Origin of the sequence: Rhodovulum viride (genome assembly GCF_003265965.1) — a bacterium.
GTDB lineage: Bacteria > Pseudomonadota > Alphaproteobacteria > Rhodobacterales > Rhodobacteraceae > Rhodovulum > Rhodovulum kholense.
This window is the reverse complement of the sequence record NZ_MUAV01000009.1, coordinates 85,195-102,618: the sequence shown is the minus strand read 5'-3', so window position 1 is coordinate 102,618 and position 17,424 is coordinate 85,195. Positions and strand designations below refer to the sequence as shown.

The window sequence follows — 17,424 nt, the reverse complement described above, 5'->3', positions numbered from 1 at the left end:
GCGATGCGCGAGGTCTCGCATGGGCTCAGGCGGTCTTCAGCACCGCCGGGCGTTCGCCCTCGGCCCAGGCGGCCACGGCCTTGCCGAACGCCTCGAACAGCGGCCGCGACACCGGATCGCGGGCGGCGCGGTATTCGGGATGCCACTGCACCGCCAGCGCAAAGCCCGGCGCATCGGCCACATGGATCGCCTCGGGCGTGCCGTCAGGCGCCACTCCCTCGATGACGATCCGTGGCCCGGGCCGCTTGATGCCCTGCCCGTGCAGCGTGTTGGTCATCACCTCGGTCGCACCCAGGATGCGATGGAAGATGCCGCCCTCGGTCAGGCAGACCTTGTGGCGCAGGGCGAATTTCTCTTCCAGCGAGCCATCGGGCGGCATCCGGTGGTTCATGCGCCCGGGCAGGTCACGGATTTCGGGATGCAGCGTGCCACCCATCGCGACATTGACTTCCTGAAAGCCGCGGCAGATGGCGAAGAAGGGCTGGCCGCGCTCGACAAGGGCGCGGATCAGCGGCAGGGCGATGGCATCGCGCGCCCGGTCGAAGGCGCCATGCGCCTCGGTCTCGGCCTCGCCATATTCCTCGGGATGGACGTTGGGCCGCCCGCCGGTGAACAGGAAGCCGTCGAAACAGTCGAGCAGCTCGGGCACGGAGACGAAGCGCGGATCGGCCGGGATCAGCAGCGGGATCGCGCCCACAACCTCGGCCACCGCCTCGGAGTTCATCGTGCCACCGGCATGGGCAGGGTATTGGTCGTTCAGAAGATAGCTGTTGCCGATGATACCGACCCTGGGGCGTGCCATGGGAGCCTCGTGTTCGCGTTTCCTCAGAGGATATAGGGCATTTCCACGGGGGTGAAGAGCCGGGACCGGGGCGCGGCGATGCTGCGGCATGACGCCCTCCGGACGCACATTTCCCGGCGATTCCGCCTATTACGCGGGCCTGTCCGGTCCGGCGCGACCGGATCTGCACAGGCGCTGTGCATCTCGGCCCCCGGCGCGGGCCTAGAGATCGAATGCCAGTTGCCGCCGGTCGGCCGGGCGTCGCCGCGCCCGTGCAGGCGCGGGACGAACGGGCCGCGCGGGGTCGGTCGCAATGTCGATCACCGGCGCCGGATAGCGCCGCCCGGGCCGAGCCAACGGTCCTCTCCAGGTCCAGGGCGCATGGCGCGCGGGCCCGGGCAGATCGGCCAGTTCGGGCAGCCAGGCGCCCAGCATCGCGCCCTCGGGATCAAGATCGCGCGCCTGCCGCAGCGGATCGGCGGGCCGGGCCGCCGCCGCCCGCATCCGCGCCCGATGGAGCACAGGGTGGTAATCGAGGCAAAGCCGCGCCAGCACCCGCCCACAATCCTCCGGATCGAGGCCCAGGAGCCCGATCCCGGCCGAGGCCAGCAGCCCCAGCCAGGACGGATCGATGAGGCCCGAATGGCAAAGCGCCCGCATCGGCGCATCGACCGCGGGCAACCCGGTCTCGCCCTTCTCCCAGGCGGCAAAGCGGGCGGCATGGTCCGGCGGCCGGGGCGTGTCGGCGCGTCCGGTCGGGGCGCGCATCAGACGTGCCCGGCGGGCGAGCCCGGCCGTCAGCGGCCCCGCGCCAGCGGCCCGTGCCGCGCGCGACACCTCGGCCGCCGAGAGCGTGCCCCAGGCCAGATGCGCCGACAGCGCGCGCTCCGGCGCCGGATCGGACAGAGCCGCCTCCAAAGCCCGCTCGGCTTCGGCCCGGCCGCCGCGTGGCCGTCCCGGACAGGGATCGAAGCCAAGCCCCAGATCGCGCGCCCCGGGGATCGCGGCGGGGACCAGCCCGTCGAGCCCGCGAAGCGCCCCGGGCGGCGGCAGGGCGGCCCCGCGCGGCGCCCGGACTTCCTCGAAGGCGATGCCGGTCCCCCGTGCCCAAGGCGTGGCGTTACCGCCCGTGCCATCGTCCAGCGTCAGCACGCGCGTCACCGGCCAGCGCGCCGCGCACCGCGCCAGCACCTCGGCGGGCGGCCCGGCCTCGATCTGCAGCGCAGCGCCCCGGGCGGCCAGCGCGTCGGACAGCGCGGCCAGCCCCTCGGCCACAAAGCGCCAGTGCCGGGCCGAGGCCTCGGGCGCGGCCCAGACCGCCGGATCGACGATGTAAAGCGGCAGCACGGCGCCCTCGCCCGCCGCGGCCCGCGCCAGCGCCGGGTGATCCTCGAGGCGCAGATCGCGCCGGAGCCAGAGAATCGTCACCTCCATGACCGGAACATAAATCGAACATTCGGGGCCCCGCCACGGGCATCTTGCGCTTGGGCCTGAGGGGTATAGGTCTGGGGGGTCCGAATTGGAGAGACAGATGACAGACGCCGCGCCGCAGCCCGTGTTCCTGAAGGATTACACCCCTTTCGGTTTTCTGGTGGACCAGGTCGAGCTGAACTTTCACCTGCAGCCGACCGCGACGCGGGTCCGCGCGAAGATCGCCTTCCGCCCCAATCCGGCGGCCCGCGACCGGCGCTTCTTCCTGCATGGCGAGGATCTGACGCTGATCTCGGCCGCCATCGACGGCAGCCCCGTCACCCCCGAGATCACCCCCGAGGGTCTGAGCTGTCCGGTGCCCGAGGCGCCTTTCGTCTGGGAGGCCGAGGTCGAGATTGCACCGGCGGAAAATACCGCTCTGGAAGGGCTTTACATGTCGAACGGCATGTATTGCACGCAGTGCGAGGCGGAAGGGTTCCGCAAGATCACCTTCTATCCCGACCGCCCCGACGTGATGGCGCCGTTCCGGGTGCGCGTCGATTGCGACCTGCCGGTGCTGCTGTCGAACGGCAACCCGGTGGCCCAGGGCGCGGGCTGGGCCGAATGGAACGACCCCTGGCCCAAGCCCAGCTATCTGTTCGCACTGGTCGCGGGCGAGCTGGTGGCGACCTCGGACCGGTTCACGACCTCTGAGGGGCGCGAGGTCGCGCTGAATGTCTGGGTCCGCCCCGCCGATCAGGGCAAGGCCGACTATGCGCTCGACAGCCTGATCCGGTCGATGAAATGGGACGAAGAGGTCTATGGCCGGGCCTATGACCTGGACGTCTTCAACATCGTCGCGGTCGACGATTTCAACATGGGCGCGATGGAGAACAAGGGGCTCAACGTCTTCAACTCGCGCTATGTGCTGGCCAGCCCCGAGACCGCGACCGACCGCGATTACGAGAATATCGAGCGGATCATCGCGCATGAATATTTCCACAACTGGACCGGCGACCGCATCACCTGCCGCGACTGGTTCCAGCTGTCGCTGAAAGAGGGGCTGACGGTCTTCCGCGACTCGCAATTCTCGGCCGACATGCGATCTGCCGCGGTCAAGCGGATCGAGGATGTGATGACCCTGCGCGCGCGTCAGTTCCGCGAGGATAACGGCCCGCTGGCGCATCCGGTGCGGCCCGAAAGCTATACAGAGATCAACAACTTCTACACCGCGACCGTTTATGAGAAAGGCGCCGAGGTGATCGGCATGCTGCGCCGTCTGGTGGGGCCCGAGGGCTATGCCAGGGCGCTCGATCTCTACTTTGCGCGCCATGACGGGCAGGCCTGCACCATCGAGGACTGGCTGCAGGTCTTCGAGGAGGCGACGGGGCGCGACCTGACCCAGTTCAAGCGCTGGTATTCGCAGGCCGGAACGCCCCGCGTGAAGGTCACGGAAGACTTCAAGGACGGCACGTATACTCTTCATCTGGAACAGAAAACGCCGCCCACCCCGGGGCAGGGTGAAAAGCAGCCGCAGGTGATCCCGCTGGCGTTGGGTCTGCTGTCGCCCAATGGCGACGAGGTGCTGCCGACGACCGTGATCGAACTGACCGAGGCAAGGCAGGACGCCGTCTTCGAGGGGCTTGGGGCGAAGCCCGTGCCCTCGCTCTTGCGCGGCTTCTCGGCGCCGGTGATCCTGGAACGCGACAGCGCGCCCGAGGAACGCGCCTTCCTGCTGGCCCATGACACCGACCCGTTCAACAAATGGGAGGCCGGGCGGTCGCTGGCGCGCGAGGTGCTGATCGCGATGGTGACCGAGGACGCGGCACCTGCGCCCGCCTGGCTGGACGCGCTGGCCGCCGTCGTGCGCCACGAGGCGCTGGACCCCGCCTTCCGGGCGCTGGCGCTGAGGCTGCCGGGCGAGGACGAACTGGCTGAGGCGCTGGCCGAGCGCGGCACCGTGCCCGACCCGCTGGCGATCCATGCCGCGCGCGAACGCGCCAAGACCGCGGTCGCCCGCCATCTGGACCCGCTCTGGCCGGGGCTTTACGCGCAGATGGACTGCCCCGGCCCCTACAGCCCCGGGGCGGCCGATGCCGGGCGGCGCGCGCTGAGGCTCGCGGCACTCGGCTATATGGCGCGGCTTGACGGCGGCGCCCGGGCGCAGGCGCATTTCGCGGCCGCCGACAACATGACCGACGAAATCGGCGCGCTGAGCGTGCTTCTGGAAACCGGCGGCGCGGACGAGGCGCTTGACCGCTTTGCCCGGCGCTGGGGCCATGACCGGCTGGTGATGGACAAATGGTTCGGGTTGCAGGCGACGCTGGCCGCGCCCGAGCGCGCGGTGGCGGTAACCCGCGCGCTGACCGAGCATCCCCAGTTCACCTGGAAGAACCCCAACCGGTTCCGCGCGGTGATCGGCGGCTTTTCGGCCAATGCCGCGGGCTTCCACGACGCCTCGGGCGCGGGCTACGATCTGGTCGCGGACTGGCTGATCCGGCTCGATGCGGTCAACCCGCAGACCGCGGCCCGGATGTCGACCGCCTTCGAGACCTGGGCGCGCTATGACGCGGGCCGCCGGGAAAAAGCGCAGGCGGCGCTGGAACGGATCGCCGCCCGCGAGGGTTTGAGCCGGGACATGGGAGAGATGGTGGACCGGCTGCTGGCCGCCGGGCGGATCGCCGCCTGACCTCGCGGACAGGGTCGGGAATTGCTTTGACCGGAGCCGGCGGAATCGGCTCTGGTGTCACGGAAGCGTCATTCGGGTGTGGTGACAAGGCGCATGAAAGAAAGAATCGATCCGCTTATCGAGGAACGGGCCCCTTGGCTATTCGCCGACCATCCCTGGAGCGGGCCGTCCCGGCGACTCTTGAACGGGGTCTTGGGCTATGACCGGACCGTCGCCCTGGGCGAGGTCCTGCAGGACCATCCCTCGCATGTGATCATGGACGAAATGGCCCGGCTGCTGGCGCGCGACCTGCGCGGCACCGGGATCGAGAACATTCCGGCCTCGGGTCCGGCGATGATCGTGGCGAACCACCCGACGGGCATCGCCGACGGGGTTATGCTGTGGAGCCTCCTGCGCCAGCGCCGCCCCGATCTGTTCTTCTACGCCAACCGCGACATCCTGCGGGTACTGCCGCAGATGGAAGAGATCATTGCCCCGGTCGAGTGGCGCGAGGAAAAGCGCAGCCATGCCAAGACCCGCGAGACCATGGCCTATACCCGCGCCGCGATCGAGAAGGGGCGGCTGGCGGTGATCTTCCCCTCGGGGCGGCTGGCCAAGCGGCGCGGGCTGTCGCTGCACGAACGGCCCTGGATGCCGTCGGCGGCGATGATCGCCCGCAAGTTCGGTCTGCCGGTGATCCCCATCAATATCCGCGCCCGGAACTCGGTGCTGTTCTATCTGTTCGATCTGATCCACCCGACGCTGAGGGATATCACGCTCTTTCACGAGACCCTCAACAAGGAGCGTCAGCCCTATCGGATGACGGTGGGCGAACCGATCGCGCCGGGCGCCCTGCCGGTTCGGTCGGAGGACGGGATCGAGATGCTGCGCGCGGCGACGCTCGCACTTGGCGGGCGCTATGCGCCGCGGGTGAGCCTGGTGCAGAATTCGCGCCGGCCGAGCTGGGTGAAATCGACCGCGCTGAGCTAAAGCACGGAATTGGTGGCCCCGCCGTCGAGCAGGATGTTCTGGCCGACGATGAACCCCGCCTGGGTCGAGCAAAGGAACGCACAGGCGGCGCCGAATTCGGCGGGCGTGCCGTAGCGACGCGCCGGAATGGTTGCCGTGCGCCGGGCCCGCGCCTCGTCGAGGGTGATGCCATCGGCCTCGGCCACGCCTCGATCCAGCGCGTCGGCCCGGTCGGTTGCATGGATCCCGGGAAGCAGGTTGTTGATCGTCACCCCAAAGGGGGCCACCTGCCGCGCGGTGCCCGCGACATAGCCGGTCAGCCCAGCCCGGGCCGAATTCGACAGGCCCAGCACCGGGATCGGCGCCTTGACCGACTGGCTGGTGATGTTGACCACCCGGCCCCAGCCCCGGTCGATCATTCCGGGCAGCAGCGCCTTCATCAGCGCGATGGGCGTCAGCATGTTGGCATCGAGCGCCGCGATGAAATCGGCGCGCTCCCAGTCCGACCAGAGCCCGGGCGGCGGACCGCCGGCATTGGTGACGAGGATGTCGACCTGCCCCGCCGCCTCGAGCACCGTGGCGCGCCCGTCCTCGGACACGATGTCGGCCGCGACCGGAGTGACCGATACCCCATGCTGCTGCCGGATGTCTTCGGCGGCGGCCAGAAGCGCCTCGCCCCCCCGCGCGTTGATCACGAGATCGACCCCCGCCGCGGCCAGCGCCTCGGCGCAGCCCCGTCCAAGCCCCTTCGACGCGGCGCAGACCAGCGCCCGTTTGCCCTTCAGTCCCAGATCCATTGCGGTTCTCCCTGTCGACGTCCGCCCCGGCTTAGCAGCCGCGGGTGCCGCGGAAAAGCCCGGGCGCGGAGGCCAGGGCGCGTTGCGCCCCCGACGCGACGCGGGCGGGTCCGGGCGCGAAAATTCGCGAATTTTCGTGTTGGAGCGTTCGGACACGCAATTCTTCTGCGAAGAATTGTGGCGCGCGCGATGGCCGGCCGCCGGTCCCGATCAGGCGGTGAGGGCCGCCAGCAGCGGGGTCCATTGCGCGCGGAGCGCCGCATAGGCGCGCTGCGGCTTGTCGAAGACCGTCAATCCCTGCTCGGCCAGGTCGCCATAGGCCACGCGGTCCGCGATCTCGGCCACCGGTGCCTGCCCGACCTGCTCGGCCAGGGCCCGGATCCGGTGCGCGTCGCGACCGCGCGGGCGGACCCGGTTTGCCACCAGTTCGACCCCGACCTTGCCCTTCCGGATCCGCTTGAGATCAGCGATCTCTTTCAGGAAGCGCCGGGTCGCATCCTCGTCGAAGAAGGACGGCATGACCGGCACCACCACCGCGCGCGCCTCGGCCACGAGACCGGCCGCGGCCTCGTCGTAGATCGCCCCCGGCGCATCGACGATCACCCAGTCGGTGCCCTTGCCGCCCTTGCCCGCGCCGATCTCGGCCGACCAGTCCAGCGAACGGATCTCGGGCACGCCTGCGGGGCGGCGCTTGAGCCAGCGCAGGGCCGATTTCTGCGGGTCCGCATCGGCCAGAGCCACCTTCCAGCCGCCATCGGCCAGCGCCGCGGCCAGCGTCACCGCGATCGTCGTCTTGCCGCAGCCGCCCTTGCGATTGGCGATCAGCACCGTCTTCATCCCCACCCCTTTCGTCTTCGACCGCCCCACCATACCCGTTCGCACCTGCTATGCAATGTATATACGGAACCGACACGATGTCGCTCTTGAAAGCGGTGTCTGCCGCCCCGACCTGACCGGGACAGACCCAAGGGAGGACAAGATGACCGCCACGATCCTGGTTGCCACCGATCTCAGCCCGCGCGCCGACCGCGCCGTGAACCGCGCCTTCCGGCTGGCCCGCGCGATGGACGCCGACGTCCTGTTGGCGACGGTCATCGACAGCGAGTTGCCCGAGGACGTGGCCCGCCCGATGGCCGAGGCCGCCGCCGCGCGGCTGACCCGCTTTGCAGCCGCGATCCCGCAGGCGGCCGAGGTCCGGCACGCTACCCGCATCGTGACCGGCGATCCCAGCAGCGCGATCCCTCGACTGGCCGATGAGACCGACGCTGCGCTGGTGGTGCTGGGCCTGCATCGCGACCGGCCCTTCCTCGATCTGCTGCGCGAAACCACGATGGAGCGGATCGTCCGCCACATCTCGCGCCCGGTTCTGCTGGTGCGCGACCCGGTCGATCACGACTATGCCGCGCTGCTGGCTGCGCTCGACTTTGCCCCGGCCTCGACCGCCGCGCTGCAGATCGCCGCGCGCCTGGCGCCCGAGGCCGCGGTTCACGGGGTGCACGCGCTGCATATCCCCTATCGCGGCTTCATCGCGCCCCATGGCAGTTCCATCGCCATCGCCCCCTTCCGCCGCAGCGCCGAGATGCGCCTGGCCGAATGGCGCGCGCAGAACGACCTGCCCGCCCGGCTGGCCGATGTCGCCCTCGTCGAGGGCGCCGCCCATCTGGTGCTGAACGCCGAGATCGAGGCCCGTCGCCCCGACCTTCTGGTCCTTGGCGCCCATGGCCGCGCGGGCGCCGCGCCCTCGATCCTGGGCTCGCTGGCCAATGACCTTATGCGCGCCCCGCCCTGCGACCTGCTGGTCGCGCGCTAGCGCCCGCTTTACGCCTGGGCGGGGCCGATCTAGGCTCCGCCCGGGCGGAGGAGACGGGCGATGGGCAATCCCGAGCATCTGGAGTGGCTGCTGGAAGGCGTCGCGGCGTGGAACGCGCGGAGGCAGCGGGACGATTTCCTGCCGGATCTGTCCGGGATGGATATCCGGGCGGCGTTCGAGACGGCCGGGAAGCTTGAGGAAGGCCGCATTCCGTTATTGATGGCGGACCTCTGGGAGGCGGATCTCACGGAGGCAGACCTCGGGCAAGCGGACCTCGGGCGGGCGGACCTCACGGGGGCGCACCTTCGGGAGGCTAAACTTTTGGAAGCGGACCTTCGGAAAGCATCTCTCAGACACGCGGACCTTGAAGAATCTGCACTCTGCGGAGCAGTCTTTGAGGGTACTGATTTCGGGGATGCGATCTTAAATCAGACCATAGTTCGAACCGCCTACGGCGCCTTGCCTCCTCCGTTGATTACTGACTTGTCGCGCGCGCAGAACTTGACCCAAATCCAAGTCGACACCATGCGCGGCGACACCGGCACGATCCTGCCCGAGGGCTTGCATCATCCGGCGCATTGGCCCGATCCGAGACCGCCGGGTTCACCGGGTCGTGAAAGTGAACCGGACGCGACTTCTACCGCCCCACGCAGTTCTTCCTCGATCCGGGCAAAGGTTCAGGAGCGGCCGGTTTTCGAACTCAGACATGCGCTTCAGGCCAGCTACCCAGAGACAGCAGTCCTCGCCGAATATATCGTCGGACAGCTTCAGAACGAGATCGCGGCACACCGCATGACCGCCATCCCGAACGATGCCGAGGCCCTTTCGGTTTACAATGCCAAACTTAACTTCCTAAATGAAACGCTGATTGCCGTTCAAAGGCTGCACGAGGCCATTCCGGTCGCAGAGCCCGACCAGAAAGTGACGCCTGAAGAGGCCAGACGTATCAAGGACATCCTGCTGGATATTGCCCGGCAGGTTGACAAGGCAATCCGGCATCTCGACAGTGACACGGGCACCTATGGCAACTTCTGGAAGATCGGGCTGATCGGCGCCTGTTCAGGGCTGCTTAACTGCTTCGGCATCCCGGTCAATCTGGGTGCTCCAATTGCGGCAGGCGTGATTGGCGTCTCGACCTTCCGCTTCATCGTGGACCGGCGGCGCGGCCCCTAACCGCCGCACCGATGATGATTGCGCGGGACCCGCGCCTGACCTATATCCGCGGCCATGCTGGATGCCCCGTCGAACCGCCCCGCCCTGCCGCCGGAAATTTCCCGGAGGCGCACCTTTGCCATCATCTCGCACCCCGATGCGGGCAAGACCACGCTGACCGAGAAGTTCCTGCTGTATGGTGGCGCGATCCAGATGGCCGGACAGGTGCGCGCCAAGGGCGAGGCGCGGCGGACGCGGTCGGATTTCATGAAGATGGAACAGGACCGGGGCATATCCGTCTCGGCCTCGGCGATGTCCTTCGACTATCGCGAGTTCCGCTTCAATCTGGTCGACACCCCCGGCCACAGCGACTTTTCCGAGGATACCTATCGCACGCTGACCGCGGTCGACGCGGCGGTGATGGTGATCGACGGTGCCAAGGGGGTGGAAAGCCAGACCCGGAAGCTGTTCGAGGTCTGCCGGCTGCGCGATCTGCCGATCCTGACCTTCTGCAACAAGATGGACCGCGAAAGCCGCGACACCTTCGAGATCATCGACGAGATCCAGGAGATGCTGGCGATCCATGTGACGCCCGCTTCCTGGCCGATCGGGGTCGGGCGCGAGTTCCTGGGCTGTTACGACATGCTGCGGAACCGGCTGGAACTGATGGACCGGGCCGACCGCAACAAGGTGGCCGAGTCGATCAAGATCGAGGGGCTCGACGATCCGAAACTGGCCAAGCATGTGCCGCAGGATCTGCGCGAGAAGCTGATCGAAGAGGTCGAGATGGCGAAGGAGCTTCTGCCCGCGCTCGACCCGCAGGCGGTGCTGGAAGGGCATATGACGCCGATCTGGTTCGGCTCGGCGATCAACTCGTTCGGGGTGAAGGAGCTGATGGACGGCATCGCCACCTATGGCCCCGAGCCGCAGATCCAGGCGGCCGAACCGCGCCAGATCGCGCCCGAGGAACCGACCGTCGCGGGCTTCGTCTTCAAGGTGCAGGCCAACATGGACCCCAAGCACCGCGACCGGGTGGCCTTCGTGCGTCTCGCCTCGGGCCATTTCCAGCGCGGCATGAAGCTGACCCATGTGCGCTCGAAAAAGCCGATCACGGTGTCGAGCCCGGTGCTGTTTCTGGCGGCCGACCGGGAACTGGCCGAAGAGGCCTGGGCGGGCGACATCATCGGCATCCCGAACCACGGGCAATTGCGCATCGGCGACACGCTGACCGAGGGCGAGGCGCTGAAGGTCACGGGCATTCCTTCGTTTGCGCCGGAGCTGCTGAAGAACTGCCGCGCGGGCGACCCGATGAAGGCCAAGCATCTCGACAAGGCGCTGATGCAATTCGCCGAGGAGGGCGCGGCCAAGGTCTTCAAGCCGATGGTGGGCTCGGGCTTCATCGTCGGCGTCGTCGGCGCGCTGCAATTCGAGGTGCTGGCCAGCCGGATCGAGCTGGAATACGGCCTGCCGGTGCGGTTCGAACCCTCGCAATTCACCTCGGCCCGCTGGGTCCATGGCGAGAAGACGGCGGTCGAGAGCTTCGTGCAGAAGAACAAGCAGCACATGGCGACCGACAATGACGGCGACGTGGTCTACATGACCCGGCTGCAATGGGACATCGACCGCGTGGTCCGCGACCATCCCGAACTGACGCTGTCGGCAACCAAGGAAATGCAGACCAACTGATCGCGAGGCGGCGGGCCCCGAGGCCCGCCGTTTTCGGGTCGTCAGGCGACGGCTTTTTCCGGCCCGGTGCCGGCATCGCGCATCGCGGACTGGATAAAGGCGATGCTTTCGGCCAGCTTCGCCGTTTCCCAGTCGTTCAGGCTGACCGGAAGCTGTTTCACGATCCCCTCGCGCCCCAGCACGCAGGGCATGCTGAGCGCCACGTCGCCGTCATGGCCATACTGGCCGCGCAGGGTGGTGCAGGCGGGAAAGACGCTGCGTTCATCCAGCAGCACGGCGCGCGCCATCGTCACCGCCGACTGGGCGACACCCGCATTGGTCCAGCCCTTGCCGTTGAAGACGTCATAGGCGGCGCTGATGACCCGGGCCTTGACCGTCTCGGGGTCGCTGATGTCGTCCAGCGCCTCGAAATGGCGGCCGAGATCTGCGAAGGGGATGCCCGCCACATTGACATGGCTCAGGACCGGGAAGGCGGTGCTGCCATGTTCGCCCATCATGAAGCCGGTGACCGATTTCGGGTCGATCCCGCAGGCGTCGGCCACGACCTTCCGGAGCCGCGCTGAATCAAGCATCGTCCCCGTCCCGAAGACCCGCCCGCGCGGATAGCCGAATTCGTTCTCGGCGATGTAGACCATGGTATCGAGCGGATTGGTGATCAGGATGACGATGGCCTCGGTCGTGTGCCTGACGATCCCCGCCATCACCTCGCGGATGACCTTGCAATTGGTGGTGGTCAAGAGGGTGCGGTCGGGCTCGGCCTTGGGATCGTCGGGGTCGGGAATGACGCTTGGCCCCGCGGCCACAACAATCACGTCGGCGTCGACGCATTGCTCGTAGCCGCCCGAGGTGACCTTGATATTGCTCATATAGGGCAAGGCCGTCGCCTGCGCCTGGTCGAGCGCCTCGCCGAAGGCCACGTTTTCGAGGATGTCGATGACGCCGATCTCGGCAAAAAGGCCGATCTTCATGGCATCGGCCAGGACATAGGACCCGACATGCCCTGCCCCGATGACAACGAGCTTGTTGGTGTGCATTCTCTTCTCCTTGCATCTTCCAGACGGCCGCCGGACAGCCCCGCTGGCGCCGCCCGGGGGCCGCTCTCGCGCCGGGCGGCCGCAGCACCCGCATCGCTTGGGTCGCAGACCGCAACCGGCCGCGGCGCCGGGCGCCAGAGTCTCGCGCGAAAGCTGAGCCGAGCTAGATCACCTTTCGGCGGCAGCCGAAATGGCAAATGGCGCAAAAGCGCGCGAGCGCCATGACCTTCCGATGCGAACAGACGTCGAACTCTTCAGTTGTCGTTTCTCACCCGGAAGATGCCTTCGCGCAGGAAAACGATCAGATAGATCGCGGCGGCGAGAACAAGACCCGTGATCGTGAGGCGATGATCGGGTTCCGGCGCCACGTCCGCACAACCGAACTGCCAGAAATGGCAAGTTTTCCCCGCCTCCCCGCGAAACGTAAGGACATGGGGCAAGTAGACGCTCAGGAACACGCAATAACTTGCCAGGAGGATCAACAGCTCGGAAAGGAAACTGCGCCGCGAGAATGATCGACTGAACAGAGAGAAGCCGGTGAGACAAATGGCGACAAGTGGCCCCAGAAACAGCAGCAGGTTTCGGTAGAGCGACGGAGCCACAACCTTTTCGAGTTCATGGTTGGTGGCAACAACCACAGCCCCGAGCCCGACCGTAAGCGCCACGACACAGAGCACCAACGCCCGGTAGAGAAAGCCGGTATCCCGGTGCCCGCGCATCGCGCCCTATCGACCCCGACCGATCCAGATTCTGACCGTCTCGACAGCAATCCAGCCAAGGACCACGATAATAACGAGGGGCCAGAGCGACCAAATCGCCGCTCTCGCTTGGTCTCCGATGGCGCCAAAATCGACCTTTGCAACGGCAAACCAGCCGAACAGTGCGATCCAGGGCCAGGGCTTCGTAAACACCTGAACAAGGCCCTGCCCCAGAGCCCATAAAAGGAATGCGAATGGAACCGGCAAAAGTACCTCCACATCTGTGCACCGAGGCGGTGAGGCCGCCAAGGGCTGTCCGCGATGACCCAGTTTCAAGCTGGACATAGTGACCGCCTTAGTCAACGGAGATATGCCGGAACGCAGTTTGCACCGGTCAAGAACGGACCGGAAAGGGCAGCCGGATGCGTTCCCGGCTGACCCTTGTGTTCTACAGAAGTGGTTTTACTTCGCCGACAGCAGCTCCGGCACGCTCAGCAGCATCACCTCGTTATCGGCGGCGGCGTCGAGCTTGCGGCCCGACGAGAACGGCAGGTTGTTGTCGTTGGCGACAAGGATATGGGTGTCGTCGACCCGCATCACGTCCTCGATGGTGAAGAACGGGAAGGTGAACTTGCCCGTCAGATCGCGTGCCGCATCGGTGTCAAGCCGGGCCACCCCGTCGGGATCGGCGATGTCCATCAGGTCGATATGGCCGATCCGGCGGACGAACCCGTCGGCATCCACATCCGACGTGTCGATCAGCACGATCCACTTGTGCAGCGCGGGTGCCGGGAAGCAGTCGGCGGCTGGCGCGCCGTCGCATTTCAGGCTGGGATCGCCCTCGCCGTTGTCGCGCTCGATCACCAGCGCGTGGGTGTCGTCGATGAAGTTGAAATCGCCGATCGCGGTCGCGCCCTCGGCAAGGGCGAACTTGAACATCTCTCCGGTCCAGTCCTTCGATGCCGTATCGAAAGCCATCACCCGCAGGAAATCGCCCTCGGGCTTGCCGTCATCGCCGAGGATCGGTTTTTCGAGCATCGCCCAGAGCTTGGACGTGCCGGGCTGCAGGGCCATGCCCTCGTAGCCGCCCGAGCGCTGCGATTTCCAGTCGGTGCCGGGCACCGAGGTCGCGGACACGGCGGGGTTGTCGGCGCCTCTCAGTTCCTTGCCATCGGCCATGGTCGGGTAGACGCCCAGCACCACGCCGTCGAGCGAGACGTTCAGCAGATAGGGGCCGAACTCCTCGCCGATCCAGAGCGAGCCGTCGACCAGCTGAAGGCTTTCAAGGTCGAAATCGGCGCCGGTCAGATAGCGGCCCTCGCTGCCCTCATAGGCGATGCGGAAGGGCACCCTGAAATCGGGATCGCGCAGGAAGACGGTTTCCTTCACGTCCACCTTGCCGGTCGCGAAATCGGGCGCGATGCGGTGGAAGAACAGCATCGCGTCGGGGCTGTTGGCCTTGGACCCGAAGCCGTTATCGGTCAGCGCATAGACCGACCCGTCCTCGGCGCGGTCCATCGCGAAACCCGAAAAGCCCTGCAGCGGCTGGCCGATGAAGGGCAGCGCGATGCCGGTCGCGCGGTTGCCGTGCAGCTTGCCAGTGTCGCCCATCGCGCTCATCGGCACCATGTTCCGCGCGGTCCCGGTGAACTTGCCCGAGATCCAGGCGTCGCGCGGCGCATCGGCGGGCGGCGCGACCATGGTCATCGCGGGCAGCACCGCGTGACCGGCCAGCGTTGCCGGAAAGGTCTCTTCGGCCAGCGCCGGACCGGCCAGCGCGACAACCGCGGCCGAAAGCAGGAACAGACTGTTTTTCATCGTTGATTCCCTATCTCGATGAGCGTGTGCCCGTTGCCCTACAGAGGCCCTGCAACAGCCGCGAATCCGCCCCGTGTCAGTTCCATGACAAGATCCCGGGCGCAGGTCCCGCCCCTTGAATTCGCGCGCCGCCGCCGCGACATGACAGCGAGACCCGTTTTCGTCCGCGCCGCCCGTCGGCCGTCCCCCTTCACCCGACCGACCGCCGATGAGTGCCCCAGACGACTGGATCATCTCGAGCCTTCTCGAAGACCTTGCGGCGCTGGCGCTGGCGAGCGACCGCGTCAGCGTGGCCGATCTGATCGAGACGCTGGGCGCGCGCGGCTTCGGGCCGCTGCTGGTGATGCTCTCGGCCTTCCTGATCCTGCCGGTCGGCATGCTGCCCGGCCTGCCCGGGGTGGTCGCGGTCTTCATGATCCTGATCGGCGGGCGAATGATCACCGGCAAGACCACGCTCTGGCTGCCCGGGCGGCTGCGTCGGGTGCATCTTTCGGGCCATGTGCTGGCGGTCTCGGTCGCACGGGCACAACCGGCCGCCCTGTGGCTGCGCCCGCTGCTGGCGCCGCGGCTTGTGACGTTTGTGGAAAGCGGTCTGGCCACCCGCCTGATCGCACTGATCCTGATGGCGACGGGGGTTCTGATCTTCCTGCTGGGCTTCATCCCCGGCCTGCCCTTCGTGCTGTCGCTGCATGTGCTGATGCTGGGGCTTGCGATGTCGACCCGCGACGGGCTGGTCGCGTTCCTGGCCTATTGCATGCTCTTGCCGGAAATCGTCTTCATCTGGCGGGTCTTCACCTGACCCGTGACACCTCAGGCGCGCGCACACGGGCGTTCAACTTGACGAAAGCGCGAGTTTGCTCTATCGAGCCGCGAATGAGGATCTGACTGGCAATACGGCCGGTCTAGGCCGCGTGCGACAGGTGCGGCCATGATGCTGCAACTGAGCCAAGGACTTACATGACGACTTTTGCTGAACTGGGGCTCGACCCCAAGGTTCTTTCCGCCGTTTCCGACGCGGGCTACACCGCGCCGACCCCGATCCAGGCCGGGGCCATCCCCCCTGCGCTTGAAGGTCGCGATGTTCTGGGCATCGCCCAGACCGGCACCGGCAAGACGGCCAGCTTCGTTCTGCCGATGATCACCCTGCTCGGCCGCGGCCGGGCCCGGGCGCGGATGCCGCGCAGCCTGGTGCTGGCGCCGACCCGCGAACTGGCGGCCCAGGTCGCCGAGAACTTCGACACCTATGCCAAGAAGACCAAGCTGTCGAAGGCGCTTCTGATCGGCGGTGTCAGCTTCAAGGAACAGGACGCGCTGATCGACAAGGGCGTCGACGTGCTAATCGCGACGCCCGGCCGCCTGCTGGACCATTTCGAGCGCGGCAAGCTGCTGCTGACCGGCGTCCAGATCATGGTGGTGGACGAGGCGGACCGGATGCTCGACATGGGCTTCATCCCGGATATCGAGCGGATCTTCCAGCTGACCCCCTTCACCCGGCAGACGCTGTTCTTCTCGGCCACCATGGCGCCCGAGATCGAGCGTGTGACCAACACCTTCCTCTCGGCCCCGGCCAAGATCGAGGTCGCCCGCCGGGCCAGCGCCGCCGAAAGCATCGAACAGGCCGTGATCTGCTATACCGCCTCGCGCAAGGACCGGCAGGCCAAGGAAAAGCGCGAGCTGCTGCGCGCGCTGATCGACCGCGAGGGCGAGGGCTGCAAGAACGCCATCATCTTCTGCAACCGCAAGACCGAGGTCGACATCGTCGCCAAGTCGCTCAAGACCCATGGTTATGACGCGGCCCCGATCCATGGCGATCTGGACCAGTCGCAGCGGACCCGGACGCTGGAATCCTTCCGCGAAGGCAAGCTGCGGTTCCTGATCGCCTCGGACGTCGCCGCGCGCGGTCTGGACGTGCCCGCGGTCAGTCACGTGTTCAACTACGACGTGCCCTCCCATGCCGAGGATTACGTGCACCGGATCGGCCGCACCGGCCGCGCGGGCCGCGAGGGCAAGGCGCTGACCATCTGCGTGCCCCATGACGAGAAATGGCTGACTGCCATCGAGGATCTGGTCGAAAAGCAGATCCCGCGCGTCGACAGCCCGCTGAAAGGCGGCAGCGACGATCGCGGCAAGCGCGGCCGTCATGCCGACGAGGCCGGCGCCTCGGCGCCGGAGCGGACCGAAGAGCGCAGCAGCGCCCGGCCCCAGCGCGGCGACCGCCGGGAGCGGAACAGCAGCGACAGGGGGGCCGAGCGACAGCCCGACAGGACCGCCGACCGGCATGGCGAGGACCGCAACGCTCATACCCACGAGCGGTCGGACAGCCACGACCGCAACAGGCAAGGCCGGAGCGGGACCAACAACCGGCGCGGCGGCCGCGACCGCGGCTATCGGGACGAACCCGTGGTGGGGATGGGCGATCACATGCCCGCCTTCCTGCTGCGGTCGTTCAAGCCGAAAAGCGAACCCGAACCGGTGACCGAGGATCAGGTGGAAGAGAGCGCCGAATAAGCGCCCCCGCCCCTGCTGGCACAACGAGACATGACGAAAAAGGCGCCCCGTCGGGCGCCTTTTCATTTCCTGTCGCGTGCTGGCGCTAAGGCC

Annotated in this window: 14 protein-coding genes; 7 read left to right on the top strand and 7 right to left on the bottom strand. The window is 67.3% G+C overall.

Annotated features, from left to right (window positions below):
• Window positions 1-25 precede the first annotated feature (25 nt).
• Window positions 26-802, bottom strand: coding sequence for a gamma-glutamyl-gamma-aminobutyrate hydrolase family protein (locus BYZ73_RS09700; RefSeq protein ID WP_108027736.1), 777 nt, complete (start codon window positions 800-802; stop codon window positions 26-28).
• A 201-nt stretch (window positions 803-1,003) separates the two neighbouring features.
• Entirely contained in the window at window positions 1,004-2,215 is a 1,212-nt protein-coding gene (locus BYZ73_RS09695) for a deoxyribodipyrimidine photo-lyase (RefSeq protein WP_112315796.1), read from the bottom strand.
• A gap of 97 nt (window positions 2,216-2,312) precedes the next feature.
• On the opposite strand from BYZ73_RS09695, the gene pepN reads away from it, so the two are divergent.
• A complete protein-coding gene (gene pepN / locus BYZ73_RS09690; protein WP_112315795.1) occupies window positions 2,313-4,880 on the top strand; it encodes an aminopeptidase N in 2,568 nt (855 codons plus the stop codon).
• 93 nt (window positions 4,881-4,973) lie between these two features.
• Window positions 4,974-5,849, top strand: coding sequence for a lysophospholipid acyltransferase family protein (locus tag BYZ73_RS09685; RefSeq protein WP_112315794.1), 876 nt, complete (start codon window positions 4,974-4,976; stop codon window positions 5,847-5,849).
• Here the strand turns inward: BYZ73_RS09685 and BYZ73_RS09680 are convergent.
• Window positions 5,846-6,625 carry an SDR family oxidoreductase gene (locus BYZ73_RS09680; RefSeq protein ID WP_112315793.1) on the bottom strand — a complete coding sequence of 260 codons (780 nt, stop codon included), beginning with the start codon at window positions 6,623-6,625 and terminating at the stop codon, window positions 5,846-5,848. The two genes, BYZ73_RS09685 and BYZ73_RS09680, sit on opposite strands and share 4 nt — an antisense overlap.
• Before the next feature lie 210 nt (window positions 6,626-6,835).
• Window positions 6,836-7,462, bottom strand: a complete 627-nt coding sequence (locus BYZ73_RS09675; protein ID WP_112315792.1) for a ParA family protein — start codon at window positions 7,460-7,462, stop codon at window positions 6,836-6,838.
• 142 nt (window positions 7,463-7,604) lie between these two features.
• On the opposite strand from BYZ73_RS09675, the gene BYZ73_RS09670 reads away from it, so the two are divergent.
• From BYZ73_RS09670 to BYZ73_RS09660, 3 genes are read left to right on the top strand one after another with little or no spacing between them, the layout of a single operon-like run.
• Window positions 7,605-8,435, top strand: a complete 831-nt coding sequence (locus tag BYZ73_RS09670; RefSeq protein ID WP_181498015.1) for a universal stress protein — start codon at window positions 7,605-7,607, stop codon at window positions 8,433-8,435.
• Window positions 8,436-8,495: 60 nt separating this feature from the next.
• Entirely contained in the window at window positions 8,496-9,608 is a 1,113-nt protein-coding gene (locus BYZ73_RS09665) for a pentapeptide repeat-containing protein (RefSeq protein WP_112315790.1), read from the top strand.
• A 54-nt stretch (window positions 9,609-9,662) separates the two neighbouring features.
• Window positions 9,663-11,273 (top strand): peptide chain release factor 3, encoded by a 1,611-nt coding sequence (locus tag BYZ73_RS09660; protein ID WP_112315789.1) that lies wholly within the window; start codon window positions 9,663-9,665, stop codon window positions 11,271-11,273.
• A 41-nt stretch (window positions 11,274-11,314) separates the two neighbouring features.
• Here the strand turns inward: BYZ73_RS09660 and BYZ73_RS09655 are convergent, their stop codons facing one another.
• The 3 genes from BYZ73_RS09655 to BYZ73_RS09645 form a co-directional block, all read right to left on the bottom strand.
• Window positions 11,315-12,307 (bottom strand): lactate/malate family dehydrogenase, encoded by a 993-nt coding sequence (locus tag BYZ73_RS09655; RefSeq protein ID WP_112315788.1) that lies wholly within the window; start codon window positions 12,305-12,307, stop codon window positions 11,315-11,317.
• A 254-nt stretch (window positions 12,308-12,561) separates the two neighbouring features.
• Window positions 12,562-13,026 (bottom strand): hypothetical protein, encoded by a 465-nt coding sequence (locus BYZ73_RS09650; RefSeq protein WP_112315787.1) that lies wholly within the window; start codon window positions 13,024-13,026, stop codon window positions 12,562-12,564.
• A 441-nt stretch (window positions 13,027-13,467) separates the two neighbouring features.
• Window positions 13,468-14,823, bottom strand: a complete 1,356-nt coding sequence (locus BYZ73_RS09645; RefSeq protein WP_112315786.1) for an esterase-like activity of phytase family protein — start codon at window positions 14,821-14,823, stop codon at window positions 13,468-13,470.
• 208 nt (window positions 14,824-15,031) lie between these two features.
• Between BYZ73_RS09645 and BYZ73_RS09640 the strand changes: the two genes are divergently transcribed.
• Together BYZ73_RS09640 and BYZ73_RS09635 are read left to right on the top strand one after the other, a co-directional pair.
• The gene (locus BYZ73_RS09640; protein WP_108027747.1) at window positions 15,032-15,622 is read left to right on the top strand and encodes an exopolysaccharide biosynthesis protein; all 591 of its coding nucleotides are present in this window, start codon (window positions 15,032-15,034) and stop codon (window positions 15,620-15,622) included.
• A gap of 158 nt (window positions 15,623-15,780) precedes the next feature.
• The gene (locus BYZ73_RS09635; RefSeq protein ID WP_112315785.1) at window positions 15,781-17,331 is read left to right on the top strand and encodes a DEAD/DEAH box helicase; all 1,551 of its coding nucleotides are present in this window, start codon (window positions 15,781-15,783) and stop codon (window positions 17,329-17,331) included.
• Window positions 17,332-17,424 lie beyond the last annotated feature (93 nt).